The 12,170-nt window shown below is 72.1% G+C and carries 9 protein-coding genes; 5 read left to right on the top strand and 4 right to left on the bottom strand.

The features are described from left to right. Positions 1–155: 155 nt before the first annotated feature. Together ACFVHB_RS24995 and ACFVHB_RS24990 are read right to left on the bottom strand one after the other, a co-directional pair. The gene (locus tag ACFVHB_RS24995) at positions 156–677 is read right to left on the bottom strand and encodes a SigE family RNA polymerase sigma factor (protein WP_380326389.1); all 522 of its coding nucleotides are present in this window, start codon (positions 675–677) and stop codon (positions 156–158) included. A 216-nt stretch (positions 678–893) separates the two neighbouring features. After that, positions 894–1,268, bottom strand: a complete 375-nt coding sequence (locus tag ACFVHB_RS24990) for a hypothetical protein (RefSeq protein WP_380326386.1) — start codon at positions 1,266–1,268, stop codon at positions 894–896. A 30-nt stretch (positions 1,269–1,298) separates the two neighbouring features. On the opposite strand from ACFVHB_RS24990, the gene ACFVHB_RS24985 reads away from it, so the two are divergent. From ACFVHB_RS24985 to ACFVHB_RS24970, 4 genes are all read left to right on the top strand, one after another. Then, on the top strand, positions 1,299–2,381 hold the full coding sequence (locus ACFVHB_RS24985) for a hypothetical protein (protein WP_380326383.1): 1,083 nt from the start codon (positions 1,299–1,301) through the stop codon (positions 2,379–2,381). Further along, positions 2,378–2,527: a hypothetical protein gene (locus ACFVHB_RS24980; RefSeq protein WP_380326380.1), complete on the top strand. Its 150-nt coding sequence runs from the start codon at positions 2,378–2,380 to the stop codon at positions 2,525–2,527. The genes ACFVHB_RS24985 and ACFVHB_RS24980 overlap by 4 nt, the downstream gene beginning before the upstream one ends. Before the next feature lie 231 nt (positions 2,528–2,758). Continuing rightward, positions 2,759–5,404 carry an aconitate hydratase AcnA gene (acnA, locus tag ACFVHB_RS24975; RefSeq protein WP_380326377.1) on the top strand — a complete coding sequence of 882 codons (2,646 nt, stop codon included), beginning with the start codon at positions 2,759–2,761 and terminating at the stop codon, positions 5,402–5,404. Positions 5,405–5,569: 165 nt separating this feature from the next. Then, positions 5,570–6,874, top strand: coding sequence for a glycoside hydrolase family 18 protein (locus ACFVHB_RS24970; protein WP_380326374.1), 1,305 nt, complete (start codon positions 5,570–5,572; stop codon positions 6,872–6,874). A 69-nt stretch (positions 6,875–6,943) separates the two neighbouring features. Here the strand turns inward: ACFVHB_RS24970 and pepN are convergent, their stop codons facing one another. Then, on the bottom strand, positions 6,944–9,517 hold the full coding sequence (gene pepN, locus ACFVHB_RS24965; protein ID WP_380326371.1) for an aminopeptidase N: 2,574 nt from the start codon (positions 9,515–9,517) through the stop codon (positions 6,944–6,946). Between the two features lie 218 nt (positions 9,518–9,735). Between pepN and ACFVHB_RS24960 the strand changes: the two genes are divergently transcribed. After that, complete coding sequence (locus ACFVHB_RS24960; protein WP_380326368.1) at positions 9,736–10,377, top strand: DsbA family protein; 642 nt, start codon at positions 9,736–9,738, stop codon at positions 10,375–10,377. A gap of 93 nt (positions 10,378–10,470) precedes the next feature. On the opposite strand, the gene ACFVHB_RS24955 is transcribed toward ACFVHB_RS24960, so the two are convergent. Then, positions 10,471–11,886, bottom strand: coding sequence for an amino acid permease (locus tag ACFVHB_RS24955; protein WP_380326365.1), 1,416 nt, complete (start codon positions 11,884–11,886; stop codon positions 10,471–10,473). Positions 11,887–12,170: the final 284 nt, after the last annotated feature.

Below are 12,170 nucleotides of genomic sequence, written 5' to 3'. Positions count from 1 at the left end.
GAGGTGCGCCGACGGGCAGCGCAGTGCGTGTTCAAGGCAGCCCTGTACCGGAGGCAGCCCTGTACCGGGCAGCCCTGCACCGGAGGCGGTGCTGTACCGGAGGCGGTGCTGTGTCGAAGGTCGTGCCGTACCGAGGGCGGTGCCGTGCCGGTTCGTCAGGCGGCCAGCCGGCTCGCGTCCTGCGGGCCGAGGACGGTGCGCAGCCGTTCGAGGGCGCGCAGGCTCTGGCTTCGCACCGCGCCCGCGCTGACGCCGAGTTCGGCCGCCGTCTCGTCGACGCTGCGGTCCTCCCAGTAGCGCAGCACCAGCACGGCGCGGTCCCGCGGCGACAGTGCGCCCAGGGCCGTGAGCAGGGTGACGCGCAGGTCCGGGTCGCCCTCGGGGGCGACGCCGTCCGGCAGTTCACCGAAGGCGGGCTGCTCGGCGCTGCGCCGCAGCCGCCGGTGGGAGAGGTAGCTGCGGACCAGCGCGCTGCGGGCGTAGGCGTCCGGGTGTTCGGCCTTGCGCACGCGTGACCAGGAGGAGTAGAGCTTCGCCAGCGTGGTCTGGGTGAGGTCCTCGGCGAGGTGCCAGTCGCCGCAGAGCAGCAGCGCGGTCCGGAAGAGCTGGTGCCCCCGGCTGTACGCGAAGGCCTCGAACTCCGCGGACTCCTCGGCCCGTCGCGTCTTCCTGATCACCGGTGTTCCCCTCGTCCCGTGATGTGCGTTCCCCCTGCGCCCGGTTAGACGCCTGAGCCCGACGGGCGCGTTACGACCGACACGGCTTCACGGTTTCACGACCTCGCGACCTCGCGACCTCGCGACTTTACGGCTTCGCGACCCGCGCCCCCGCGCCTCCCCCGCGCCCCGCGACCTCACGGCGCCGCGGCGGCCGTCAGCGGGTGCCCGCGGACCTCACCGCAGCAGGGAGCCGGCCAGCAGCCCCGCCAGCACCGAGGCCGCGTTGGCCGTCCCGGACGCGGCCCACGGGAGCGGCCCGCCCGGCCGCAGCCCGGTGAGCGGGCGCAGCAGCGCCGCCTCCACCGCGCAGACCGCGGTTTCGCCCGCCGTGAAGGCCGTCCAGTACGCTGCGCCCGACCCTCCGGCTCCGGCGGACCCGGCCGCGCAGCGGCTCAGGGACCACCAGAGCAGCGGGTGCGTCGCCAGGTTGACCAGGACGGCGGCCGCCGCCGCGCGGGCCGGGCGGACGCCGCCGGCCCGGGCCAGGGCAACGGTGTAGAGGGGTACCTCGACGAGCAGGGTGAGGGCGAGGGCCGACGGATAGGGCACGGCGGGGATCGTGCCACGGGGAGGGGGAGCGTGGCCATCGCCACCGTGGAAGGGGCGGCCGGCCGGCCCCTCGCCGGGCCGGCCGGCCGGCTGGGCACCGCACCGCTGGCCGGGTTCGCGCTGGCCGCCGCGGCGGCGCTGGTCCTGGCGCTGCGCGCACCGGCGGGGCTGGCGGTGCTCGGCCTGGCCGCGTTCGGGGTGCTGCACAACGTGCTGGAGCTGCGTTACGTGGCGGGCCGGTTCGCCGCCGTGCTGGCCGGACCGCTGCTGCGGCTGCTGCTGGTCCTGGTGACCGGCATCGTGTGCTGCCGGCTGGTGCCGCCCGCGCTGGTGCCGCACCCGGTGGCGCAGGGCGCCGAGATCGTGCTCGCGTACGGGCTGCTGGCCGCGGCCTGCTGGTCGGGGCTGCGCCGCCGCCCGCTGCTGCTGGCCGGGAGCGGGGTGGTGCTGGCGGTGGCGTCGGCGGCTTCAATGGCGTTCCCGGCGTACCACTTCGTGGTGCTGGCGCACCTGCACAACGTGGTGCCGCTGCTGTTCCTGTGGGAGTGGTCGCGGCGCCTGGTGCGCGGCCGGGCGGCGTTCCTGGCGCTGCAGTGCGGCTGGGTGCTGCTGGTGCCGGGGCTGCTGCTGGCCGGGGTGCTGGACCGCTGGCTGGCGCCGGGGGCGGCCTGGACGGGCTGGACGGCGAGGCTGGCGGCGGCGTACACCCCGCCGGGGTGGCTGACGCCGGGGGTGGGGCTGCGCTTCCTGGCGGTGTTCGCCTTCCTGCAGTCGATGCACTACGTGGTCTGGGTCTGGTTCCTGCCGAGGTACGCGCCGGACGCGACCGGGGCCTTCGAGCGCCGGCTGCCGGCCCTGCGCGGCGGGCGGGCGTGGCTGCTGGGCGCGGTGGCGGGCGCTCTGCTGGCGGTGCTGTTCGCGGCGGACTACGCGCAGGGCCGGATGCTCTACGCGGCGCTGGCCAGCTACCACGCCTACCTGGAGTTCCCGGTGCTGCTGATGCTCGTCCTCGGCCTGGGCGCCGGGCCCGCCGCGGCAGTCGAACACCCGCAGTCCGGGCTGGAACGAACGTCCGCGCACCCGCGCGAACGCGACCGTGAGGAGAACGCATGATCACCCTGCTGGCCGATGTCGCGCCCGAGCCGAGCGGCTCCGGTGGCTCCCTGGTGGCCGTCCTGCTGGTGGCCGCCGCCGTGGTGGCGGGGGCCGTCTGGCTGATCCGGCTGGAGCGCAAGAAGCGCGGCCCCGACGGACACTGAGCACGGCGTTCGCGGTAGACAGGTCCCGGGGCATGCCTGCGGTGGTGTCCGCGGCGCCATGCACTATGGTTTATCTCGACATCGAGATAACTGCCCCTTAGGATATATCTCGACATCAAGATACTTGCCGAGAGGCGCTCACCGGCGGTGCGGGCAAGGTAAGCCTAAGTAAGGCTGACCTTACCACCGTGGCGGCCGGATACCGCACGAAGCACCTAGAAGGAGTCAGTCGTGTCCGCGAACAGCTTCGACGCCCGCAGCTCGCTGCAGGTGGGCGACGAGTCGTACGAGATCTTCAAGCTCTCCGCCGTCGAGGGTTCCGAGCGGCTGCCGTACAGCCTCAAGGTGCTGCTGGAGAACCTGCTCCGCACCGAGGACGGCGCCAACATCACCGCCGACCACATCCGCGCGCTCGGCAACTGGGACGCCTCGGCCCAGCCGAGCCAGGAGATCCAGTTCACCCCGGCCCGCGTGATCATGCAGGACTTCACCGGTGTGCCGTGCGTCGTCGACCTCGCCACCATGCGCGAGGCCGTCAAGGAGCTGGGCGGCGACCCGGCCAAGATCAACCCGCTGGCCCCGGCCGAGCTGGTCATCGACCACTCCGTCATCGCCGACAAGTTCGGCACCCCGGACGCCTTCGTCCAGAACGTCGAGATCGAGTACGGCCGCAACAAGGAGCGCTACCAGTTCCTGCGCTGGGGCCAGACCGCGTTCGACGAGTTCAAGGTCGTCCCGCCGGGCACCGGCATCGTCCACCAGGTGAACATCGAGCACCTGGCCCGCACGGTCATGGTCCGGGGCGGCCAGGCCTACCCGGACACCTGCGTCGGCACCGACTCGCACACCACCATGGTCAACGGCCTGGGCGTGCTGGGCTGGGGCGTCGGCGGCATCGAGGCCGAGGCCGCGATGCTCGGCCAGCCGGTCTCCATGCTGATCCCGCGGGTCGTGGGCTTCAAGCTGACCGGCGAGCTGCCGGCCGGCACCACCGCCACCGACCTGGTGCTCACCATCACCGAGATGCTGCGCAAGCACGGCGTGGTCGGCAAGTTCGTCGAGTTCTACGGCGACGGCATCGGCTCCATCCCGCTGGCCAACCGCGCCACCATCGGCAACATGTCGCCGGAGTTCGGCTCGACCTGCGCGATCTTCCCGATCGACGCCGAGACCATCAACTACCTGAAGCTCACCGGCCGTGACGAGCAGCAGCTCGCCCTGGTCGAGGCGTACGCCAAGGAGCAGGGCCTCTGGCACGACCCGTCGGTCGAGCCGGTCTACTCCGAGTACCTGGAGCTGGACGTCTCCACCGTCGTCCCGTCGATCTCCGGCCCGAAGCGCCCGCAGGACCGCGTGATCCTGGCCGAGGCCGCGTCGAAGTTCGCCGAGGCGCTGCCGGCCTACTCGGCCGAGGCCTCCAAGCCGACCACCGTCACCGCCCCCGACGGCTCGTCGTACACCATCGACAACGGCGCGGTCGTGATCGCCTCGATCACCTCCTGCACCAACACCTCCAACCCCTCCGTCATGCTGGGCGCCGCCCTGCTGGCGAAGAAGGCCGTGGAGAAGGGCCTGCACGTCAAGCCCTGGGTCAAGACCACCCTGGCGCCCGGCTCCAAGGTCGTCATGGACTACTACGAGAAGGCCGGCCTGCTCCCGTACATGGAGAAGCTGGGCTTCAACCTGGTCGGCTACGGCTGCGTCACCTGCATCGGCAACTCGGGCCCGCTGCCCGAGGAGGTCTCGGCCGCCGTCAACGAGGCCGACCTGGCCGTCGTCTCGGTGCTCTCCGGCAACCGCAACTTCGAGGGCCGGATCAACCCCGACGTCAAGATGAACTACCTGGCCTCCCCGCCGCTGGTGGTCGCCTACGCCCTCGCCGGCAACATGAACGTCGACATCACCAAGGACGCCCTGGGCCAGGACGCCGACGGCAACGACGTCTTCCTCGCCGACATCTGGCCGTCCGAGCAGGAGGTCGCCGACGTCGTCGCCGGCTCCATCGACGAGGCCATGTTCGACAAGGGCTACCAGGACGTCTTCGCCGGTGACCACCGCTGGCAGTCGCTCCCGGTCCCGACCGGCAACACCTTCGAGTGGGACGCCGAGTCCACCTACGTCCGCAAGCCCCCGTATTTCGAGGGCATGGCCAAGACCCCGAGCCCGGTGACCGACATCGCCGGCGCCCGCGTCCTGGCCAAGCTGGGCGACTCGGTCACCACCGACCACATCTCCCCGGCGGGCAACATCAAGCCGGGCACCCCGGCGGCGCAGTACCTGACCGCCAACGGTGTCGAGAAGCGCGACTTCAACTCCTACGGTTCCCGTCGTGGCAACCACGAGGTGATGATCCGCGGCACCTTCGCCAACATCCGCCTGCGCAACCAGATCGCGCCGGGCACCGAGGGCGGCTACACCCGCGACTTCACCCAGGCCGACGCGCCGGTGTCGTTCATCTACGACGCCTCGCAGAACTACCAGGCCGCCGGCATCCCGCTGGTCGTCCTGGCCGGCAAGGAGTACGGCTCCGGCTCGTCCCGCGACTGGGCCGCCAAGGGCACCGCGCTGCTCGGCGTCAAGGCCGTCATCGCCGAGTCCTACGAGCGCATCCACCGCTCGAACCTGATCGGCATGGGCGTCCTGCCGCTGCAGTTCCCGGAGGGCCAGAACGCCGACTCCCTCGGCCTGACCGGCGAGGAGACCTTCTCCATCACCGGCGTGACCGAGCTCAACGAGGGCCGCACCCCCGCGACCGTCAAGGTCAAGGCCGGCGACAAGGAGTTCGACGCGGTCGTCCGCATCGACACCCCCGGTGAGGCGGACTACTACCGCAACGGCGGCATCCTGCAGTACGTGCTGCGCAGCCTGATCGGCTGAACCGAGCAGTAGCGCCGAGAGGCCGGACCGCGCACGCGGTCCGGCCTCTCGTGCGTTCCCCGGTCGTTCCTCCGGCGTTCCCCTTGTGCGTTCCGGCGCAATGGACTAAACCTCTTTGTCGTCTGGTCCAGACCACTTGACGATGCCTCAGAGGACAGGTCCGGTATGCCCACACGCGCCTCCGCCATGCTCGCCGCCGCCACCGTCGCCGTACTGCTGACCACCACCGCCACCGCGACCGCCGCCGAGGCCCACCACGGCCCGAAGCCGCCGGGGCAGCGGGTCGGCTACTTCACCCAGTGGGGCGCCGAGAGCTCCGCGAAGCGGGTGCAGGAGTCCGGCCAGGCCGGGAAGCTCACCGTCGTCAACTACGCCTTCGGCAACGTCTCCGCCGACGGCACCTGCTTCGAGACCAACGACCCCGGCCAGGGCGACGCCCGCAACGACTACCAGCGCGCGTTCTCCGCCGCCGAGTCGGTGGACGGGGTGGGTGACACCGCCGACCAGAAGCTCAAGGGCCACTTCAACCAGCTGCGCAAGCTGAAGGCGAAGAACCCGCAGCTCAGGACCGTGATCTCGCTCGGCGGATGGAGCTGGTCCAAGTACTTCTCGGACGCCGCCGCCACCGACGGGGCGCGGAGGAGGTTCGTCTCCTCCTGCATCGACCTCTACCTCAAGGGCGACCTGCCCCGGCTCGCGGACTCCCCGGAGGGCGGCGCGGGCGCGGCCGCCGGCGTCTTCGACGGCATCGACGTCGACTGGGAGTACCCGGGCGGCGGCGGTGACGCCGGCAACGTCGTCCGGCCCGAGGACGGTCGCAACTTCACCCTGCTGATGGCCGAGTTCCGCAAGCAGCTGGACGCGCTGGGCGGCCGGAAGGGCAAGCACTACCTGCTCACCGCCGCCGTCGCCGCCAACGAGACGGTGGCCGACCGACTGGAACTGCCCGAGGTGGCCAGGTCCGTGGACTGGCTCAACCTGATGACCTACGACCTGCACGGCCCGTGGGAGGGCAAGGGCCCGGCCAACCACCAGGCCAACCTCTACTCCGACCCGGCCGACCCGGAGCCGCTGCAGCGCAGCGCGGACAAGGCGGTCGACCACTACGCCCGGCGCGGCCTGCCCGCCCGGCAGACCGTGCTCGGCGCGCCGTTCTACGGCCACGGCTGGACCGGCGTCCCGGCCGGCGACCGGGGCGGGCTCCACCAGCCGGCCACCGCGGCCGCCGCCGACCTCACCTACCGGGAGATCAACGCGCTGCCCGGCAAGCTGTACGTCGACCGCGAGCACGGCGCGTCCTGGAAGTACGACGGCACCACCTTCTACAGCTACGACAGCGCCGAGGTGCTCACCCGGAAGGCCCGCTACGCCCGCTGGAACGGCCTGGGCGGCGTGATGGTCTGGTCGCTGGACGGCGACGACGACCGGGGCAGCGCGATCGCCGCCCTGGACCGCGGCCTGCGCGGCTGAGCCCGCGACGCACGGGGGCCCGCCGCGCGTCCACGCGGCGGGCCCCGGCGGTGCGGGACTGGCCCGGGCTCAGAGCCGGTCGCAGGCCTGCGCCCGCAGCGCCCGGGCCAGGTCGTCCCGCCGCTCCGTCACCAGCCGGCGCAGCGCGGGCGCCGCGTCCGGGTGACCGTTCAGCCAGGCGTCCGCCTCGGCCAGCGTCGCCCCGCTGATCTGCGCGTGCGGGAAGAACCCGCCGACGATCCGCATCGCGATCTCGATCGTCCGCTCGGACCAGACCCGCTCCAGCAGCTTGAAGTACGGCGCCGCGTACAGCGCGGTGAGGTCGCGGTGCGCGGGCAGCGCGAAGCCGGCGATGTTCGCCTCGACCAGGGCGTTGGGCAGCTCGTCCGAGTCGACCACGGCCGACCAGGCGGCGGCCTTCGCCTCAGGGGTCGGCCGGGCGGCCAGGCACTGGGTGTACTGGCGCTTGCCGCCGGCCGTGTTGTCGGCCGCCAGCTCCCCGGCCAGCTCCTCGTCGGAGGCCTGGCCGGCCGCGGCCAGCGCCAGCCAGAGCGACCAGCGCAGCTCCTGGTCGACGTCCAGGCCGTCGATCCGGGCGGTGCCGGCCAGCAGGCCGCGGACCAGGCCGAGGTGCTCGGAGCCGTTGGCGGTCTGCGCCAGGAAGCGCGCCCAGGCCAGCTGGTGGTCGCTGCCCGGCGCGGCGGCGCGCAGCTCGCGCAGCGCGCCGTCGGCCAGCAGCCGGCCGCCCTCGCCGCGCCAGTCCGGGTCGGCGTACAGGTCGACGGCGCCCTTCGCCTGGAGGTGCAGCGACTGCAGCACGCCGATGTTGGCCTCCCGGCCGGCGAAGCGCAGCACCAGGGCGACGTAGTCGCGGGCCGGCATCAGGGCGTCGCGGGTCAGGTTCCAGACCGCGGACCAGGCGAGCGCCCGGGCCAGGTCGTCCTCGATGTCGCCGAGGCCGGTGCGCAGCGTCTCCAGCGACCCGGCGTCGAAGCGGATCTTGCAGTACGTCAGGTCGTCGTCGTTGAGCAGCACCAGCGCGGGCCGCGGGCGGCCGGTGGCCTCGGCGACGACGGTGCGGGCGCCGGTGACGTCCAGCTCGATCCGGTCGGTGCGCACCAGCGCGCCGTCGGCGTCCCGGTCGTAGAGGCCGACCGCGATCCGGTGCGGGCGCAGCACCTCGCCGTTGCCGGTGTCCTGGAGGACGGCGAGCTCGGTGATCCGGCCCTCCGCGTCGACGGTGACCTCCGGGGTGAGCACGTTGACGCCGGCGGTCTGCAGCCAGGCGGCGGCCCAGGCGGTGAGGTCGCGGCCGCTGGTCTCCTCCAGGACGTCCAGCAGGTCCTTGAGCTCGGTGTTGCCGAAGGCGTGCCGCTTGAAGTACCGGCGGGCGCCCTCGAAGAAGGCGTCCGAACCGACGTACGCCACCAGCTGCTTGAGCACCGAGGCGCCCTTGGCGTAGGTGATGCCGTCGAAGTTGAGCTTGGCGTCCTCGAGGTCCCGGATGTCCGCGGTGATCGGGTGCGTGGTCGGGAACTGGTCCTGCCGGTAGGCCCAGGCCTTGCGCTGGTTGGCGAAGGTGATCCAGGCCGCCGAGTAGCGGGTGCGGGCGCCGATCAGCGCGTAGGAGCCCATGAAGTCCGCGAAGGACTCCTTCAGCCAGAGGTCGTCCCACCAGCGCATGGTGACCAGGTCGCCGAACCACATGTGCGCCATCTCGTGCAGGACGACGTTGGCGCGGCCCTCGTACGCGGCGTCGGTCACCTTCGAGCGGAAGACGAACTCCTCGCGGAAGGTGACGCAGCCCGGGTTCTCCATCGCGCCGATGTTGTACTCGGGGACGAAGGCCTGGTCGTACTTGCCGAACGGGTACGGGTAGTCGAACTCCTCGTGGAAGAAGTCGAGTCCGAGCTTGGTGACGCCGAGGATCTCCTCCGCGTCGAAGTAGGGGGCGAGCGACTTGCGGCACATCGCGGACAGCGGGATGTCCAGCACGGTGCCGTCCGCGAGCGTGCGGCTGTAGTGGTCGCGGGCCACGTGGTACGGGCCGGCCACGACGGCGGTGAGGTAGGTGGAGATCGGCCGGGTCGGTGCGAACTCCCAGGTGCGGGCGTCGCCCTCGTCGGTCACCCGGGTGTGCACGGCGTTGGACCGGACGTCCCAGGCGGCCGGGGCGGTGACGGTGAAGGTGAACGGCGCCTTCAGGTCGGGCTGCTCGAAGGTGGCGAACACCCGGCGGGCGTCGGCCGGCTCGTAGTGGGTGTAGAGGTACGTCTCGCCGTCGGCCGGGTCGGTGAACCGGTGCAGGCCCTCGCCGGTGCGGCTGTACGCGCAGTCCGCGTCGACCACCAGGACGTTCTCCGCGGCGAGGCCGTCGACGTGCACCCGGGCGCCGTCGAAGGCGGTGGCCGGGTCGAGCGCGCGGCCGTTCAGGGTGACCGAGCGGACGGCGGACGCCAGCAGGTCGAGGAAGGTCGAGGCACCCGGCTCGGCGCAGCGGAAGGAGACGGTGGTGGTGGAGCGGAAGGTCGCGGCCGCGGGGTCGGGGGCCGAGGTCACGTCCAGCCGGACCCGGTAGCCGTCCACGGCCAGGATGCTGGCCCGCTGCTGGGCTTCGTCGCGGCTCAGGTTCTTGCCCGGCACGGCGGTACTCCTTTGTCCGGCACGCACGGTGGTGCGGTTCGCTGGTGCGGTTCAGTGCTGCGCGTTGTGGTGCTGCGGGGGCATCCTTTCACGCCCCCCGCGCCGGTACCATTGCACAATTCGCGGCGCGGGCCCGGAATCAGGGGTGCCGGGCGGGCGTTCAGGTCGGGGGAGCCCCGCGCGGGGGCCGCCGCTTCCGACGAAGGACGAAGGACGACGTGACGACTGCCGCTGATGCCGCCGACCGCAAGACCGCCGACTTCTGGTTCGACCCGGCCTGTCCGTGGGCCTGGATGACGTCCCGCTGGCTGATCGAGGTCCAGCAGCTGCGCCCGGTGGACGTGAACTGGCACGTGATGAGCCTGTCGGTGCTGAACGAGCACCGTGACCTGCCGCAGGAGTACCGCACCCTGCTGGACAACGCCTGGGGCGCGGTCCGGGTCTGCATCGCCGCCGCCGAGAAGCACGGCGACGAGGTGCTCGGCCGGCTCTACACCGAGCTGGGCACCCGCTTCCACAACCAGGGCCTGCCGCAGAACCGCGAGACGATCGAGGCGGCGCTGGTCGCCGCGGGCCTGCCGGCCGAGCTGGCGGACGCGGCCGGCACCGACGCGTACGACGAGGCCCTGCGCGCCTCGCACAAGGAGGGCATCAGCCTGGTCGGCGAGGACGTCGGCACCCCGGTGATCGCGGTCGAGGGCGCGGGCGGCGAGCGGGTGGCGTTCTTCGGCCCGGTGGTCACCCCGGCACCGCGCGGCGAGGCCGCCGCCCGCCTCTGGGACGGCACCCTGCTGGTCGCCTCCACCCCGGGGTTCTACGAGATCAAGCGCACCCGTACCGCCGGCCCGTCCTTCGAGTGACGGACGGGCCCCGGCAGCGCTCACCCGCCCGGGGCAGCACGAAGGGCCCGGTACCGCCGAGCGGTACCGGGCCCTTCCGCGTGCGCCTCGCCGCTACCGGGCGGCCGCGGCGTCCCGGCGCTGCTTGACCAGGCCGGCGGCGATGAGCAGCGCGACCAGCACGCCGGCCGCGTACAGCTGCTCCCGGTTGCCCTCGGTGGTGGTCATCAGCCCGAGGATGCCGACCACGGCGGCCATCGCCGCCCAGGTCAGGTACGGGTAGCCCCACATCCGGACGGTGAGCAGCTCGGGCGCCTCGCGCTCCAGCCGGCGGCGCATCTTCAGCTGGACGACGCAGATGAAGAACCAGACCACCAGGATGGCGACGCCGGTGGTGTTCATCAGCCAGGTGAAGACGGTGTCCGGCCAGAACTTGCCCGCCAGCACCGCACCGAAGCCGAACAGGCAGGAGGCGAGCACGGCGATCCGGGGCACCCCGCCGCTGACCTTGGCCAGCGCCTTCGGGCCCTGCCCGCGGGAGACCAGCGAGTACGCCATCCGGGAGGAACCGTAGATGTTGGCGTTCATCGCGGAGAGCAGGGCGATCAGCACCACGGCCTCCATGATGGTGCCGGCGCCGGGCACGCCCAGGTGCTGCAGGACGGTCACGTACGGGCCGTTCTCGACGACCGACGGGTCCTTCCAGGAGACCAGCGTGACGACCAGGGCCATCGAGCCGATGTAGAAGACCGCGATCCGCCAGACCGCGGTGCGCACCGCGTTGGCGACGTTCTTCTTGGGGTCGTCGGACTCGGCGGCGGCGATGGTGACGGTCTCCAGGCCGCCGTAGGCGAAGACCGAGGCGAGCAGGCCGACGATCAGTCCGCTGACGCCGGTGGGCAGGAAGCCGCCCTGGCCGGTGAGGTTCGTCGTGCCGGGGGCGCCGGGGCCGAGCACCCCGGCCACGCCGAGCGCGCCGAGCACCAGGAAGGCGATGATCGCGGCGACCTTGATCGCGGCGAACCAGAACTCGAACTCGCCGAAGTTCTTCACCGCGGTGAGGTTGCTGGCGCAGAAGAAGACCATGAAGAGGCCGACCCAGACCCAGGCGGAGACGCCGGGGACCCAGCCGTTGACGATCTTCCCGGCGGCGGTGGCCTCGGCGGCCACGCCGCAGCAGAGCATCACCCAGTACATCCAGCCGGCGGTGATCCCGGCCCAGGGCCCGATCTCCTTCTCCGCGTGCACCGAGAAGGAGCCGGAGGCCGGGCGGGCGGCGGACATCTCGCCGAGCATCCGCATGATCAGCATGACCAGCAGCCCGGAGAGGGTGAAGGCCAGGATGATCGCGGGTCCGGCCGCCGCGATGCCCGCCCCGGAGCCGACGAAGAGGCCGGCGCCGATGACCCCGCCGAGCGCGATCATCGAGAGGTGGCGCTGCTTGAGGCCGTGCGAGAGCTGCCGGCCGCCGGCCGGGTCGGCGGGGGCGGAGGTCGCCGCGGGCGCCGGGGGCGCGGAGGTACGGGCCATGGAGAGGGATCCAGACTGTTCGGATTGCGGTGCGAGTTGCCCAATATCCGGTGGCGCGGCCGACCGTGCCAAGATTCCCGGCCCCGGGCCCACGATGCGGACCGGATCGTGACGGAGATTGGCCGGAACCGTCACGTTCCGTCGTGACGGGTGGGCCGGATCCGACAAGGACGGCCTCCGGGGCTTTGTCCGGTTCCCCATCGTGCACGAAGCGGAACAGCGCGTAGGTTCACAGCTGTTCACTCATCTGATCATCAGACCGATTCTCAAGAGGAAACCCGGAG

It is taken from the genome of Kitasatospora sp. NPDC127111 (genome assembly GCF_042677465.1).
In the GTDB taxonomy this organism is placed as follows: Bacteria; Actinomycetota; Actinomycetes; order Streptomycetales; family Streptomycetaceae; genus Kitasatospora.
The sequence above is the reverse complement of the archived record's forward strand: the minus strand, read 5'-3'. Positions and strand labels throughout refer to the sequence as shown.